Source organism: Dehalococcoidia bacterium, assembly GCA_035310145.1.
In the GTDB taxonomy this organism is placed as follows: domain Bacteria; phylum Chloroflexota; class Dehalococcoidia; order CAUJGQ01; family CAUJGQ01; genus CALFMN01.
This window is the reverse complement of record DATGEL010000086.1, coordinates 1-15,357: the sequence shown is the minus strand read 5'-3', so window position 1 is coordinate 15,357 and position 15,357 is coordinate 1. Positions and strand designations below refer to the sequence as shown.

At 69.3% G+C, this 15,357-nt stretch carries 13 protein-coding genes; 5 read left to right on the top strand and 8 right to left on the bottom strand.

Annotated features, from left to right (window positions below):
• Positions 1-265: 265 nt before the first annotated feature.
• The 5 genes from VKV26_16210 to VKV26_16190 all read right to left on the bottom strand — a co-directional run bounded on the left by VKV26_16210 (position 266) and on the right by VKV26_16190 (position 6,683).
• Positions 266-754, bottom strand: coding sequence for an SRPBCC domain-containing protein (locus tag VKV26_16210; protein ID HLZ71446.1), 489 nt, complete (start codon positions 752-754; stop codon positions 266-268).
• Positions 751-1,611, bottom strand: coding sequence for a xanthine dehydrogenase family protein subunit M (locus VKV26_16205; protein HLZ71445.1), 861 nt, complete (start codon positions 1,609-1,611; stop codon positions 751-753). Before VKV26_16205 ends, VKV26_16210 begins: the two co-directional genes overlap by 4 nt.
• A gap of 1 nt (position 1,612) precedes the next feature.
• Positions 1,613-2,080 carry a (2Fe-2S)-binding protein gene (locus tag VKV26_16200; protein ID HLZ71444.1) on the bottom strand — a complete coding sequence of 156 codons (468 nt, stop codon included), beginning with the start codon at positions 2,078-2,080 and terminating at the stop codon, positions 1,613-1,615.
• Positions 2,081-2,088: 8 nt separating this feature from the next.
• Positions 2,089-4,362: a xanthine dehydrogenase family protein molybdopterin-binding subunit gene (locus VKV26_16195; GenBank protein HLZ71443.1), complete on the bottom strand. Its 2,274-nt coding sequence runs from the start codon at positions 4,360-4,362 to the stop codon at positions 2,089-2,091.
• A gap of 191 nt (positions 4,363-4,553) precedes the next feature.
• The gene (locus VKV26_16190) at positions 4,554-6,683 is read right to left on the bottom strand and encodes a xanthine dehydrogenase family protein molybdopterin-binding subunit (protein ID HLZ71442.1); all 2,130 of its coding nucleotides are present in this window, start codon (positions 6,681-6,683) and stop codon (positions 4,554-4,556) included.
• A gap of 311 nt (positions 6,684-6,994) precedes the next feature.
• Here VKV26_16190 and VKV26_16185 point away from each other — a divergent pair, with 311 nt between their 5' ends.
• The 5 genes from VKV26_16185 to VKV26_16165 all read left to right on the top strand — a co-directional run bounded on the left by VKV26_16185 (position 6,995) and on the right by VKV26_16165 (position 13,080).
• The gene (locus VKV26_16185) at positions 6,995-8,128 is read left to right on the top strand and encodes a cobalamin-independent methionine synthase II family protein (protein ID HLZ71441.1); all 1,134 of its coding nucleotides are present in this window, start codon (positions 6,995-6,997) and stop codon (positions 8,126-8,128) included.
• A gap of 96 nt (positions 8,129-8,224) precedes the next feature.
• Positions 8,225-9,472: a VOC family protein gene (locus tag VKV26_16180; GenBank protein HLZ71440.1), complete on the top strand. Its 1,248-nt coding sequence runs from the start codon at positions 8,225-8,227 to the stop codon at positions 9,470-9,472.
• A gap of 1,013 nt (positions 9,473-10,485) precedes the next feature.
• A complete protein-coding gene (locus VKV26_16175; GenBank protein HLZ71439.1) occupies positions 10,486-11,874 on the top strand; it encodes an ice-binding family protein in 1,389 nt (462 codons plus the stop codon).
• 6 nt (positions 11,875-11,880) lie between these two features.
• On the top strand, positions 11,881-12,447 hold the full coding sequence (locus tag VKV26_16170; GenBank protein HLZ71438.1) for a hypothetical protein: 567 nt from the start codon (positions 11,881-11,883) through the stop codon (positions 12,445-12,447).
• Between the two features lie 210 nt (positions 12,448-12,657).
• Positions 12,658-13,080 (top strand): VOC family protein, encoded by a 423-nt coding sequence (locus tag VKV26_16165; protein ID HLZ71437.1) that lies wholly within the window; start codon positions 12,658-12,660, stop codon positions 13,078-13,080.
• An 82-nt stretch (positions 13,081-13,162) separates the two neighbouring features.
• Here VKV26_16165 and VKV26_16160 read toward each other — a convergent pair whose 3' ends face one another.
• From VKV26_16160 to VKV26_16150, 3 genes are all read right to left on the bottom strand, one after another.
• Complete coding sequence (locus VKV26_16160) at positions 13,163-13,636, bottom strand: type II toxin-antitoxin system VapC family toxin (protein HLZ71436.1); 474 nt, start codon at positions 13,634-13,636, stop codon at positions 13,163-13,165.
• Positions 13,633-14,025, bottom strand: a complete 393-nt coding sequence (locus VKV26_16155; GenBank protein HLZ71435.1) for a helix-turn-helix domain-containing protein — start codon at positions 14,023-14,025, stop codon at positions 13,633-13,635. Before VKV26_16155 ends, VKV26_16160 begins: the two co-directional genes overlap by 4 nt.
• A 138-nt stretch (positions 14,026-14,163) precedes the next feature.
• Entirely contained in the window at positions 14,164-15,105 is a 942-nt protein-coding gene (locus VKV26_16150) for an NAD(P)-dependent oxidoreductase (GenBank protein ID HLZ71434.1), read from the bottom strand.
• Between the last annotated feature and the right edge of the window lie 252 nt (positions 15,106-15,357).

Sequence of the window (15,357 nt, the reverse complement as noted above, 5' to 3'; positions counted from 1 at the left end):
AGCGACGCGATCTCCTGCCGGGCCGTCTGCGGCAGCGAGTTCCTGATCTCATCCGGCATGCGTTCGAGAAAGTGCGTCCACTCGGAAGGCGGCCGCCACATGCCCGGCGCGTGGGAAGAGGCGAGCCCCAGTCCTAACATCGCTGCCCTCCGTTTGTGGCTCGTCGATTCGCGGCCCCAGTATGGGAACGAGGAAATCGGGACGAGGAAATAGAAAAGAGGGGTACGAGCGCGAGGTCCGCCGGCTATTTCCTATTTCCTTCATTCTATTTCCTGTCTCCTCCTATTTCCTCGTTCCTCCCCGCCAGCGCCCGCTGCAGGTTCAGCGCGAACTCCTTCACCAGCGCGTCGGCCTTGCGCTTGATCAGCGGCTGGCCCAGCTCGGCGAGGCGGCCCGAGAACTGCATGTCGGCCGAGATCTGTACGGATGTGCCCGGCAGGCTCGCGGCCTGCGCCGCCGGCAGGTCGTCGAGGCTCGCCTCGATGCGGGCGACGACACCGGCGCCCACGCGCCGGTCACGGCCCTCACCGTGCAGCTGCCAGCGCTCGCTCGCTCGCTCCAGCCGCGCCTTGCCGGTGAAATGAAAGCCGACCGGGCCGAGCTTCATGCCCACGCGGCCCTCGTACCAGCCGTCCTCAAGCGGCTGCAGCTCTTCCAGACCGGGCAGGCAGCGGGCGGAGCGCGGCACGTCGTCCAAAAAGGCGCGCACGGTTGCCTGCGGCGCGGCGATCTCGACACGGTGTTCGAACTTCACGCCGTCAACCCCAGCACGCGCTCCAGAGCCCGCCGCGTGAAGACAACGGCCATCTCGCGCTTGTAGCCTGACGAGCCGCGGAAGTCGTCCAGTGGATCGACGGCGTCCGCCACCGTCTCGGCTGCCGCGCGCACGCTCGCCGTGGAGACGGCCCGTCCTTCCAGCGCCTGCTCGACCGCCGTCGCACGGATCGGCGTCGGCCCGGCGGCGCCCAATGCCACGCGCAGGTTGCGACAGACGCCGTTCTGCCGCTCGGCCCGTGCCGCCACGGCGACCGTCGCGTAGTCGTCCTCCGTGCGCGGCAGGAATTTCAAATAGGCGAACGCCGCGCCCGACGCGGGGCGCGGCACGATCACCTCGGTCAGGATCTCGTCGGGCCGGATCACGGTCTCGTAGTAGTCGCGGGAAAGCTCGGCCACGGGCAACTCGCGCTGGCCGCCGCGCGAAACGAGGCGCACGCGCGCGTCGAGCGCGATGAAGCCGGGCGGCGGATCCTGCGCCGGGTCGGCGTGGGCCAGGCCGCCGCCCACCGTGGCCATGTTGCGCACGCGCACCGTCGCCACGCGCCGGTAGACCTCGCAGAGAAACGGCGCGAAGCCGCGCACCACGGGCGAGGTTTCCACGTCGTAGTGCCGCGCCAGGCCGCCGATGTGCAGCTCGCCGCCCTCGACGCGGATCGTGTCCAGGCCGGGGATGCGCGCCAGGCTGACGATCTGCTCGGCCTCTACCAACGACTGCTTCATCAGCACGACGAGCGCGGTGCCTCCGGCCATCGGCCGCGCCGCCTCGCCGTGCTCGGCCAGCAGCGCCAGCGCCTCATCCAACGTCGCGGGGGCATGGAACTGGAAGTCGCGCATCTCAGCCCCCCGCCGCCGCTTTGGCGATCGACTCGACGATCTGGTAGTAGCCGGTGCAGCGGCAGAGATTGCCCATCATCCAGTCTTTGATCTCGTCCTCGCTGGGGTGCGGGTTGCTGTCCAGCAACGCTTTCGCCGCCACGATCTGGCCCGGCGTGCAGATGCCGCACTGGAAGCCGCCGTGATCGATGAAGGCCTGCTGCAGCGGATGCAGCTTCTCGCCCTCGGCCACGCCCTCGATCGTGGTGACCCGCGCGCCGTCCACCTGCACGGCCAGCGTGATGCAGGAGGCGACGAGGCGGCCGTCGAGCAGCACGGTGCAGGCGCCACAGACGCCGACGCTGCACGCCTCCTTGGTGCCGGTGAGGCCGAGGTCGTAGCGCAGCAGATCGACCAGCGTGCGCCGCGCCGGCACGCTCGCCTCGCGCGGCTCGCCGTTGACCGTGAGCCGGATGCGGTATGGGCTGATCGCTTCCACTACTGCGCACCTCCCCGTGCGGCCGGCTGCGCGGCTGGCTCGGTGGCACGGCCTCGCTGCTTGAGCGCCGCGTACACCTTTTCGGCGGTGATCGGCAGCTCGCGGATGCGCACGCCGATCGCGTCCTCGACCGCGTTGGCGATCGCCGGCGCCACCGGCGTGCACGGCGCCTCGCCGATGCCGCGGATGTGGTACGGCCCGTCGCCTTCACTTGACGGCAGCACCACCGTTTTGAGCGGCGGGATGTCGCGCGGCGTCGGCAGCTTGTAGTCGCCGAAGGAGAGCGTGGTCACGCGCCCGTCCTCGATCGTGATCTCCTCCATCAGCGCGTAGCCGATGCCCAGCATCACGCCGCCGTTGATCTGGCCCTGGAAGCCGATCGGATTGACGACGGTGCCGGCGTCGTGCGCCGTGGTGAAGTTGAGCAGCTTCACCTCGCCCGTCTCCGGGTCGACCGAGACTTCCGCCACCTGGGCCACGAACGCCGTGGTGTGCGAGCGCGGCGCCACGACGTGGCCGCGGCCGCTCACCGACTGGCCGGTGCGCTTGAGCAGATCGGCCCAGGGTACCGCCTCGCCCGTGTCGGCGCGGCGCAGCTCGCCGGCTGAGAAGCCGATCGCCTCCTCCGGCCATTCGAGCTGCCGCGCCGCGAGCCGGATCAGCTCCTGCTTCAACGCCTGTGCCGCCTCGCGCGCGGCGCTGGTCTGGATCAGCGTGCCGTGGCTGCCCGCCAGGCCAGCGTCCGAGGGGATCACGTCAGTGTCCCAAACCTGCAGGCGGATGCGCCGCGGCTCGATGCCCAGCTCCTCGCCTACGACCTGCGCCAGCGTGGTGTAGGTGCCGGTGCCCTGGTCGAAGATCGGCGTGGCGAGCACAACGCTGCCGTCGGGGTTGAGCCTGATCTCAGCGGTGCCCTCGCCGCCGCCGGTGCCGCGCTCGCCCACGGCCACGCCGCGGCCGCTGTGTGCCGGCTTCGGCTTGTCGTAGCCCGAGGCGTCGAGCGCGGCCTGCAGCGTCTCGACGGCGCGGATGTGCTCGAACTGCTCGCCCCAGGGCGCTTCGTCGCCTTCCGTGATCAGGTTCTTGAGCCGGAAGGCGGCCGGGTCCATGCCGAGGCGCCGGGCAATCTCGTCGATATGCGACTCGATCGCCCAGACGCCCTGCGGCTCGCCGGGGGCACGCACGAAGCCGCCGGGCAGCAGGTTGGTGTAGACGAAGGTCGACTCGATGCGGCAGTTGGGAATGCGGTACGGCCCCGCCGCTTGATTCGCACCGCCGATGCCGCCGAACGGCTTGAAGGCGGCGTAGGCGCCGGTGTTGACCGTGTAGTTAACCTGGTGCGCGGTGATCGTGCCGTCGCGCCTGACGCCGCTTTTGAGCCGGATGATCACGTGGTGGCGCGGGTTGCCGGCCAGAAACTCTTCGAGGTAGTCCGAGATCATGCGCACCGGACGGCCGCTGGCTTTGGCCAGGTAGTAGGCGATCGGCGTGATGCGCGAGTTGCCCTTGCCGCCGAAGTCGCCGCCGATGAAGGTCGGGTGGAAGACGATCCGCTCTTCCGGGATGCCGGCCGCCACGGCCAGGGCGCCGCGCGTGTTGTGCGGGACTTTGTTGCAATGCCAGACGTGCACGCGGCCGTCCGCGGGGTCGATGTGCACGAGCAGCGCGTGCGGCTCCAAATAGCCCTGCGACTGGCGCTGCGTGACGTAGGTGTTCTCGACGATCAGATCGGCCTCGGCGAAGCCATGCTCCACGTCGCCGCGGTCAAGCCGCGTCTGCAGGTGGATGTTGGAGGGGGTCTCCTGCTTGTACTTGAAACCGAAGTAGGAGTTGAAGTCCGGGTGCAGGATCGGCGCGCCGGGCTGCAGCGCCTCGAAGGGATCCATGACCGCCGGCCACGCTTCGTACTCGACCTCGATCAGGTCCAGCGCCTGCTGGGCGATATCCTCGTCGTCGGCGGCGACGGCGGCCACGCGCTCGCCGATGTAGCGCACGCGGCCGTAGGCGAGCACGGGCGCGTCCTTGACGCCGCGGCCCCAGAGTCCGCCGTCGCGCGTGTCCTCGCCGGTGATCACCGCGTGCACGCCGGGGACGCGTTTCGCCGCGGAGGTGTCAATGCGCACGATGCGGGCGTGCGCATGCGGGCTGTGCAGGGTCTTACCCCAGACCGTGCCGGGCAAGGTGTAGTCCGCTGCGTACTTCGCCCGGCCGGTGACCTTCTCCGCGCCCTCGAAACGCGGCGCCGGCGTGCCGATGACCTGGTACGCGACCATCGCCAATCCTCTTCATCATGCGAGCCGGGCGCGGCGACGCGGCCGCCCCGGCGCACCACTGCAGCCTACGGCGGCGGCATCACACCGCGCATCGTATGGCGGGCACAAGATCCGCCGAACCGCTTCCGGTGCGTGTCACCGAGAAGGTACACCAGCGCGGCCGGCTTGTGCGGGGGAATCAGCCTGCGTCGCTACCGCTCGCCGGGCAGGGCACGGTAGACCCGCTCGGCGGTGATCGGCAGCTCGTGCAGGCGAGCGCCACTGGCGGCCGCCACGGCGTTGGCAATGGCGGCGGCCGGCGCGTTGTTCGCCAGCTCGCCGATCGCCTTCGCCTCGTAGGGTCCGGCGCCGCCGCTTGAAGGCACCAGCACCGTCTCGAAGGGCGGCACGTCGCGCACCGTCGGCAGCTTGTAGTCGCCGAGATGGCCGTTGATGATGCGGCCTTCCTCCGAGACCAGCTCTTCGGTCATCGCCAGCCCCAGGCCGGTAACGAAGCCGCCGTTGATCTGCCCCTGGTGCGTAATCGGGTTGATGATCGTGCCCACGTCGTGCGCGGAGACCACCCGCTGCACCGCAACCTGCCCCGTCTCGGGGTCCACTTCGACCTCGGCGATCTGGGCGCAGAAGTAGGCCACGTCTCCCGGCTGCGGCGCGTCGTGCTGCACGCGCACGGTCACGGGAAGCTGCACGCCCGGCTCCGCCAGCCGCTGCTTCAGCTCGGCGCAGGCCCTGAGCGCCGCCTGGCCTTCGGTGTAGGTCACGCGGCTGGCGCGCGGGCCTTCGTCGAACGGCGCGCTGTCGGTGTCGCCGGCGTGCACGCTCACGCGATCGACGCTCACGCCCATTTCGGCCGCCACGATCTGCTGCACGATCGTGTGCGTGCCCGTGCCGACGTCGACGGTGGGGCTGAGCACGCTGTAGCTGCCGTTCGCCTCGGCGGTGAGCACCGCGCCGCCGGCGCCCCCGCCGATCTGCCGCCCGAAGAGGCCGATGCCGCGGCCACGGTGCGGCCCCGGCAGCGGCGTGCCCCAGCCGCTCGCCGCGAGCGCCGCCTCCAGCACCTCTTTCGCCTTGATGCAGCGCAGCCGCCTGCCGACGGCGTCTTCTTCGCCCTCGCGCAGCAGGTTGCGCAGGCGGAACTCCGCCGGGTCCAGCCCTAACGCCCGCGCGATCAGGTCCGTGTGCGATTCGAGCGCGAAGGTGTACTGGTGCGCCCCCGGTGCGCGGAAGTAGCCGCCGGGCACGGTATTCGTGTAGACCTGCAGGAACTCGAACGAGGTATGCGGAATGCGGTAGGCGCCGCCGACGTAGTGCCAGGTGGAGAGCGACGCGTTCGGCTTCAGCGCGCCGTAGGCGCCGCTGGCGTGCACCGCCCGCACCTGCCGGGCGACGATGCGCCCGTCGCGCATGACGCCGGAGCGGATCGTGATGATGGTGGGGTGCGTGGGGTTGCCGGCGGTCAGCTCCTCGGCGAAGCTCATCACGATCTTCACCGGCCGCCTCGCCTGTTGCGCCAGGAAGTAGGCGATCGGCAGGTCGCGGGCGTCGCCCTTGCCGCCGAAGTCGCCGCCGACGGAGACGACGTTGACGCGGATCGCCTCTTCGGGAATGCCGAGCGCCTGCGCGAGCTGGATGCGCACGCGGAAGGGCGCCTTGCTCGAACACCAGGCCTGCACGCGGCCGCCATCGTCGATCGCGAGTACGCTGGCGAAGGGCTCCAGGTAGCCCTGGTGACGGCTGGGAACGCGGAAGCTGTGTTCGAGCGCCAGGTCGGCCTCGCGGAACCCCTGCGCGACGTCGCCCTTGCTCCAGGCGAGGCGTGTCTGGCCGTTGTGCAGGTCGGTCGCGAGGATGGCAACCGGCGCGCCGGCGTAGGCCGCGACGTTCTCGTGCAGCAGCGGCGCCTCGGGCCGCAGCGCCTCGATCGGGTCAAAGACCGCGGGCAGCGCTTCGTACTCGACCTCGATCAGCGCCAGCGCCTCCTCCGCGGCTTCGGGCGTCTCCGCCGCCACCGCCGCCACGCGGTCGCCCACATAGCGCACGCGCTCCCAGCAGAGCACGGGCATGTCGCGCAGCACCTTGCCGATGTAGTGCCCCGGCACGTCCAGCCCCGTGACCACGGCGCGCACGCCCGGCAACTTCCGCGCCGCCGAGGCGTCGATGCCGCGGATGCGTGCGTGGGGATGCGGGCTGCGCAGGATCTTGCCCCAGAGCATGCCGGGCAACGAGATGTCGGCGGCGTACCGCGCCCGCCCGCTGACCTTGTCGGGGCCTTCGATGCGGGCGACCGGCGCGCCGATGACCTGAGCGCGAGCTGACACCACCGGATCCTGTTCGGGCGGATTCTGCATGCGGGCACAGGCGAGCCAGTCTATCGTATGCCGAGGGCGGGCCGCGCCGCCACCTCTCTGCACGCGGACGCCGCCGTCCCGCCGCGCGCCATGTACGCGGGCTACAATCGGCCACAGAACAGCTTGGGGACCGCGGCTGATGTATGCGTCGGCCGCACGCGCGTAGAATGACGCGTCGGACCCGTTGGAATCGAGGCGCGATCCCGCCTTGGCAGCCGCCGGCTCCGACCGCAGCGCCAAGAACCTCCCGTCGGTGCAACGTGTCCTGGAGGGTTTAAGCGATGGCCCCAGCGTTTCGCGCCGACCATGTGGGCAGCCTGCTGCGGCCGCCGGAGCTGCTCGCGGCGCGGCAGGACTTCGCCGAGCAGCGCATCGGCGCCGAGCGGTTGCGCGAGATCGAGGACGCCTCCGTGCTGAAGGCGCTTGACCTGCAGCGCGAGGCCGGCATCGACGTCTTCACCGAGGGCGAGTACCGCCGCGCCGCCTGGAGCTCCGCCTTCCGTGAGTCGGTAGAAGGGCTTGCGCCCGACCCCGACCCGCCGATCCGCCGCCTGCTCGGCGCCTGGCAAGGGCCGCACAGCGACGTGGCCAACGCCACCGTGGCCGCGATGCCCAGCCTCGTCGCCAGCGGCAAGCTGCGGCAGGTCCGCCGCCTGGCCGGCGCCGAGGCCGCCTTTCTCAAGCAGCACGCGCCGGGGCCGTGGAAGATCACCACGGCCGGGCCGCTGTCCGTGTCCGGGGCGCTGTACAAGTCCGGCGTCACCGACAAGGCCTACGCGACACGGGCCGAGTTCGACAACGAGGTAATCGGCATCCTCAGGGGCGAGCTGCAGACGCTGATCGCGGACGGCGCCTCGTACCTCCAGCTCGACTCGCTGCACTACGTCGAGCGCGTGGCGGACAAGACGATCCGCGCCCGCATGATCGCCGAGGGTGAAGACCCCGACGCCTACCTGGAGACGCTGATCGCCGCCGACAACGCCGTGCTCGAGGGGTTGCGCCGCGAGGGGCTGACCGTGGGCATGCACATGTGCCGCGGCAACAACCGCAGCGCCTGGCACGCCGAGGGCAGCTACGACGCGATCGCGGAGCAGGCCTTCCCCCGGCTCAACGTCGACCGCTTCCTGCTGGAGTACGACACCGACCGCGCCGGCAGCTTCGCGCCGCTGCGCTTCGTGCCGCGGGACAGGATGGTGGTGCTGGGGCTGATCAGCTCGAAAGAGCCGGCGCTGGAGTCGATCGACGATCTGCGCCGTCGGATCGACGAGGCGGCGACGTACGTGCCGATCGAGCGGCTGGCAATCTCGCCGCAGTGCGGCTTCGCCTCGACCGCGGCGGGCAACCTGCTGACCTGGGACGAGATGCGCCGCAAGCTGGAGCTGGTGGCGAAGACCGCCCGCGCCGTCTGGGGCTAGCGCCGGCGCGCGATCCGGGTGCGCAAGGCGTATCATGCTGCCGAACTCGTCGACTGTTGCGCGGCCGCGCAGAGGGATCAATGCAGGAGGCAGGCCGTGACCACCTCGGTTCAGGCGAAACACGATGTCGGGGGCGTGTTGCTGGACCGCCCCTTCAAGATCCGGCGGCTGGGCCACTTCGGCTTCAACGTCGCCGACGCGAACATGGAGGCGTGCCGGCGCTTCTACTCGGACCTGCTCGGCTTCCGCATTTCCGATGAGATCGACTTCGCCAGCCGCCTGCCGGAGGAGCAGCGCGGCGGCTTGCAGCATCCCACCGGCTACTTCACCCGCCACAACACCGACCACCACACCTTTGTGCTCTTCAACCGCGACGTGATGGACCGGATGGCGCAGCTCGGCCAGCGCCGCGTCGTGCCCGGCGTCACGATCAACCAGATCACCTGGCAGGTAGGCAGCCTGGCCGAAGTCGGCAACGGGGCGAAGTGGTTTAAGGAAGAGGGCGTGCCGATCGTGCGCACCGGCCGCGACATGCCCGGCTCCAACTGGCACACCTACGTGCTGGATCCCGACGGCCACACCAACGAGCTGTACTACGGCATCGAGCAGGTGGGCTGGGAAGGCTTCAGCAAGCCGCGCAGCCTCTACCACCGCGGCTTCCAGCAGCCGCCCGAGCTGCCGCAGATCAGCGAGATCGACGAGATCCGCAACGAGCTGGCGCAAGGCACGGACCTGCACGCCGGCTACCACCAGCACGATGACCTGCCCGCGACCTACGACGTGGACGGCATCCTGCTGCCGCGGCCGTTCAAAGTCGTGCGCATCGGCCCGGTCAGCCTCTTCGTCGCCAATGTCGCCGCGGCCACGGCCTTCTACCGCGACCGGCTCGGCTTCAAGGTCAGCGCGGAGCTGGACTGGCACGGCTACCATTGCGTCTTCCTGCGTGCCAACACGGAGCACCACGCGCTGGCGCTGCTGCCGGTGCAGTTGCGCCCGACGCTGGGCATGAACGTGCACACCACCTGCGCCGCCTTCGGCATGCAGGTGGCGAACTATCGCCAGCTTCGCGCCGCCGTGCAGTTCCTGACGGAGAACGGCTGCCGCCTGCTGGACAGCGTGCCGCCCGAGCTGTATCCGGGCATCGACTACGCCGCGCACGTGCTGGACCCGGACGGGCACTGCATCCAGCTCTACTACTACATGCAGCAGGTGACCGGCGACGGCCGCGCGAGCACATCCCTCGAACGGCTCGGCGCGGGCGCCGACCCGGCGGGCTGGCCGGAAACCGTGGAGGCGCGGCCCGATACCTTCGCCGGCGAGCCCTTCCTCGGCCCGTGGGGGTAAGCGGCCCTCACTCCCCCTTTCCCCTCTCTCCCATACACACGGGTCTTGTAGACCGCGAAGCGCTTGCGGCCTGTATGGAAGAGAGGGGCGATCCGGCGTAAAGCGAGCCGAGGCGGTGTTGGGCTGACCGGTGCGCTGCTGGTCGCGGCTGGTGCCGCGACGGGCTGTTCGCGAACGGCCCCTACCCAACGCCGGGTTAAGTGGTGCAGCCGCCAAGTGGGCTACCGTGATGGTCACGCACGCCGGGAGGTGCGCCATGCCCCGCCGCCTTCGCGCACTGCGCGGCGCGGACCCCCGTGCCGTGCGCCCGCTGGCGCCCGCGTGGGCGCCTGCCCGCCGGCGCCTGGAGCAGCGTGCCCGGCGCCGGACGCGGGCCGCCCGCTGGCCAGGCGGCGGGCCTGCCTGGGCACGGTCCCGGCCTGGCTGCCGCAGGCGGTCGGGCCGGACTCCGCCGTGCGGGCCAAGCGCCGCACGCAGCGCGCCGGCGCCGTAGGGTCTTTTGATTCTCGGCTGAGCACTGCGCTGCCTTCCGGCTGGACGGTGGCACCGCCCGTGGGCGTCCTCCAGCGGTTGGTAGGGGCCGTTCGTGAACGGCCCGTCGCCGCGGAGCGGCGAGCGCCAGCGCCGCGATCTGCCGCGACAGTTGCAGAATCAAAAGACCCTGAGGGGCCGACGTCGCCGACGTCGCCGGATAGGCGTCCAGGGCTGGTTCACCGAGCACGCAGAGCAGTAGCGGGAGCACTCATCCCGCCGATTCTCGGGTATCTCAGGGCGCCATCGGTCAGGCGCCCTGCCCAAATATGTAAAGCATCATTGGCTATGTGTGTAATACCATAGCAATTCTCAATCATCCACGGTAAACTGCTGCGCGGGAGTCAGCGAAGAAGAGCTGCAGCGGCAGCATCAGCCGGCGGCCCGCAACTCCACCCGCCACACTCAGGCCCGGGCTGTTAGTCGGCCGCTGACTGCCATCCCAGCTGCTGCCTCGCATTCTCCCTCCACCGGAGGATAGCATGTTCAAGCGAGATGACTGGCCCAAACGGTTGGCCTGGATGGGGCTCGTCGCTTGTGCCGTGCTCGTGACTGGTACCTACCTTGGAGGCAGCAAGCCCGGCCGCGTGCTGGCTGTAGCGACTGCGCCGTCGCTGGGCACCGCCCAGAGCTTTGCCGTCCTCGCCGGCTCCGCGGTAACCAATACCGGCCCGACGGTCGTCATCGGAAACCTGGGCGTCAGCCCAGGTACCGCGGTCAGCGGCTTTCCTCCGGGCATGGTGACCGGAGGAACGATCCATGCCGCCGACGCGGTCGCGCTTCAAGCTCAAAACGACGTGACGACCGCGTATAACGTTCTCGCGGGCGAGCCGTGCGACGTCGACCTGACCGGTCAGGATCTCGGCAGCCGAACACTCACGCCAGGCGTCTATTGCTTTTCGTCGTCGGCTCAGTTGACGGGAGCACTCGTGCTCAACGCCCTGGGTAACCCCAACGCGGTCTTCGTGTTCAAGATAGGAAGTACCCTCACGACGGCAAGCAACTCGTCTGTTGCCGTGATCAATGCCAGTGCCCCTCAGGGTTGCAACGTATTCTGGCAGGTGGGTAGCTCCGCGACGCTCGGTACGGGCACCACGTTCGTTGGAAATATTCTCGCGCTCACGAGCATTGCGCTGGTCACCGGGACGAATGTGTCCGGCAGAGCATTGGCACGAAATGGCGCGGTAACGATGGATACCAACCACGTCAGCCCTACCACCTGCTCGCAGGTAACTCCGACCCCGACCACCAGTCCGACGGCAAGCCCAACCACCAGTCCGACGGCAAGCCCGACCACCGTTCCGCCAGTGTTCATCCTGCCAGTGACCTTCCCAAGCCCATCCCCTGTTCCAACAGGGTTCGTCCCAATAGCCACTGCGCCGCCCACGACGGCGCCGGCTGCGGGGCCAGCGGCTATGGCGACCGCCAGCGGCGCGGCGGCTACATCGACCGCCAGCGGCGCGGCGGCTACACCGACGGCCAGCGGCGCACCGGCCAGCGGCGCGGCGGCCAGAGGCGCGACCGCGACAGCGACGGCTATGGTGACGGCCGGCGGTGCGACCGCTACACCGACGGCCAGCGGTGCGACCGTACCTCCGACCCCGATCGTCCCGTCGCGGCCTCCGAAAACCGGCCTCGGTGGCAGCGCTGTTCAACTGGCGTCTGGCGCGCCAGTTGGCGCAGCTCAGCGACCGGCCGCTCCAGCGATTGCGGGTGGCACGGCTGCCGCAGCGCCCGCGGTTGCGCTGTCTCTGCCGAATACGGGCACTGGCGGGCTAGCCAATTCGAAGGACGGCACATTGATCGGCCGGCTGCTTCTCGGCGGCCTCGCCGTGCTCTGCGCAGTCGCTGGCGCGATGCACGAGGAGTAGAAGGCGATCGCCGACGCGGGTATCGTCGTGCAGATCGACGACCCCGACCTGCCGGACGGCTATCACGTCCACCCCGAGATGGACGTGGCCGCCTACCGCAAGTTCGCGGCGCAGCGCGTGGAGGCGATCAACCACGCGATCCGCGGCATTCCCGAGGAGCGGGTGCGGCTGCACGTCTGCTGGGGCAGCTTTCACCATCCGCACACGCAGGACATCCCGCTGCGCGACATCATCGACCTGATCTTCTCGGTGAAGGCGCAGTGTTACTCGATCGAGGCGAGCAACCCGCAGCACGAGCACGAGTGGCAGGTGTTCGAGGACGTGAAGCTGCCGGCGGGCAAGATCCTGATGCCCGGCGTACTCGGCCACTGCGCGCCGGAGTTCGTGGCGCACCCGGAGCTGGTGGCCCAGCGGCTGCTGCGCTACGCCAACCTGGTTGGGCGGGAGAACGTGATCGGCGGCACCGATTGCGGCCTCAGCCGCGTGGCCGATGCCTCGATCCAGTGGGCCAAGTTCCGCGCCATGGCCGAAGGCGCCCGCATCGCGTCGAACACACTCTGGGGCCGGGCGTAGCTTCGGCCCGCACCCCCGTCCCTCTGCCAATCGTCCAGATCGCGCGGAGCGCGATCTTGTATGGAGAGGGGCGATCCCTGGTTGCTGAAGCGAGAAGGCGTCGGGTTAACCGTTTTTCGATCGGCACGCTCACCACAGGATCGTCTCCTTCTCCCAGGATCGGGAGAAGGAGATAAGAGAGGTTGAGGGCCGAACGCCGCGGAGGCTTGCATGATCACCGGCTTCAGCCACGTCTACCTGCCCGTGCCCGATGTCGAGGCGGCGATCGGCTTGTACACCGAAACGCTGGGCTTTCGTTTGCAGCGGCGCTGGCAGACGGCAGACGGCGCGGCGGCCGCCTATCTCGAACTCGGCGGCGTGCTGCTCGAAGTTCTGCCGTCTGTCGCCGGCGTGCAGGGCGAACGGCGCTTCGGGCTGGTGGTGGACGACCTCGATGCCACGCTGGCCGAGCTGCGCGGCAAAGGCGTCGAGATCGCGGGCGAGCCATTCACGCCGCGCAGCTTCTGGGGCCGGCAGGCGACGATCCGCGACCCCTTCGGCTACGTCGTCGCCCTGCGCAAGTGGCGAGCGCCCGACGGCCCGCGCTTCGCCGGCTGGCAGACTGCGGCAGGGGAAGCAACTCCGTCTGGCTGAGCGAGCAATGCTCTCGGGCTATTTGCAGATTCGCGGCAAGGCCAGTTCGTTGGAGATGGTGAACAAGCCTGCATCACGTGGCTCACGGCGTGCGGAGTGCCTGGCCAGGCAAGGGATAGCCGGCGAGTGCCTTGACCCAGGGCGCGCGCGTGCCCAGCTCGCGGATGAGGCGGGTGTCGGCGGTCCACAACTCCACGCTCTCCAGCTCGGCGAGAGCGACATACAGGGCATCGTAGACGCTGGACAGGCGCAACCTGCGGGCAAGCGCCGCGGCTTGGGCATAGAGGCCCGTTGGCGCACGCTGCTCGACCTGAAACAGCAGGAAGCCGGCCAGCGCGGCGTCCGCTTCTGCATCGATCAGGCGTTTGTCGGGATCGGCGCTGCGCCAGCGCTGGTGGAGGGCGTTGGTAACCTCGCCGCTGAAGTGCGGCGGAGCGAGCAGTGGACGCCGGGCGGCGATGCTGTCCGCCACAAGTGCCCGCGCCTGCGTGCTCAGCGGTTCCAGCACTACCCACTTGACCGCGACGCTGGCATCGACGGCAATAGCGTGGTTCATGCTTGCTGGCGCGAGCGAGCCGCGCGGGCGACGCGGATCAGGGGCCAGGACTCATCGAAGGGTTTGCCGCCGCGCCGCGCTGCCTGCTGCGCGAGCAGTTCGGCCGAGGCCGCGAGCGCGGCCTGCTGCGCCGCAATCTCCTCGTCATCGAGGGGTGCCAACGTCGTCGTAAGACTATCACTCGCTGGTTTTGCCGCCGTCGTCCTTTGATCGTAGGGTGCAATGACCTGCGCCAGGTCTATCCGGCGAATGCGCACTGCCCGGGGACCGATGTGGTGCGCGGACAGCCGACCCTGCCGGAGCCAGCGCTGTATGGTGACGGCGCTGACCCGCAGGATTCGGGCCGCTTCGGCAACGGTCACGAGATCGGAGTCGTAACTTGTAGCCATGTCATAATGCTTTGAACAGCTACCCTTCAATATTTAGGCTCGTATGCCGTCGCATGCCATCAAATCATATCACTGCCATGCCGCAGTGCGGAGTGCGTGGCTCCACAGCGGCGGCCGCGAAGCAGCCTCCCGCACGGGCTACGCGGGCACGAGCGGCAGACCTTCTTCCGCGCGGATCTCGTTGATGATTTCGAGCACGCGCCGCGGGAAGGGGGCGTACTGCACCTCGAACTCGCTGAGCAGGCGGGTATTGTCCATCAGGTAGTTGCCCGAGCGCTCGCGGCCTCCCTCGGCCTTGTCGAACCCGATCTTCGCGTCCGGCAGGTAGCGTGTCACCAGGTCTGCCAGCGCACCCAGGCTGATCGTCTCGCCGCCGGAGTTGTAGATCGGGTGCCGCGTCGCCTCGGCCAGCGTCACGCGCGTGAAAACTTCGGCGATGTCTTCCACGTGGATCGGCAGGCGCATGGCGTCGCGGTAGGGGAAGTGCACCTCCTGGCCGCGCGCCGGCTGGGTGATGCACAGCACGTGGTCCATTGAACCGCGGACTTTGTCCGGCCCGGTGACGTTGGCCGGGCGCACGCCGGTGATCTGCATCTGGTAGGCGCGGTTGTACCACTCGGCCTGGTGCTCGTTGTAGATCTTGGAGGCGGCGTAGACGCCCGTGCCCAGGCGCAGATCGTCCTCCGTGAGGGCGCGCTCGCCGAAGTGGCGCTGCTGGCCGTAGACGGCAAGCGAGCTCGCGTAGATCACCCGCTTGATGCCGCAGAGGCGCGCCGCCTCGAAGCAGTTATCCATACCGAGGATGTTGAGGCGCACGGCGAAGTGCGGGTCTTCGTCGCCGGAGCCGAGCAGGTAGGCGAGGTTGAGCACGCGGTCTGGCTTGCTCTCCAACATCGCCTCGATCACGTCGTCCATCAGCGTGACGTCGCCGCGGGAGAGCTGGACCTTTTCCCGCAGGGCCGCCAGCAAGGGCGAATTCGTGTTCACGTCCATGCAGGCCACGTCGTGACCGCGATCGAGCAAACGCCGCATCACACGCGGGCCGATGAACCCGCCGCCGCCGAGCACTAAGATCTTCATGAGAGATCTCCGCTGGTCATAGGGGGCACGCCCCCTGTCACCCCCGAATGTGAAGTCCGCTGCGCGGACGATGATTTCACTGCGGGCCTTACGCTTGCCTCGAAGAGCTCTGCTGGTCGTACGGGGCGAACCCCCTGTCACCCCCAAATCTGGCGCGGCCGGTGGCCGCGGTGCTTGCACCGTCGGGCTTCCGCCCTTCGCCGGCCAGCTCCGCTGGGCGTAGGGGACACGCCCCCTGTCACCCCCGCTGGG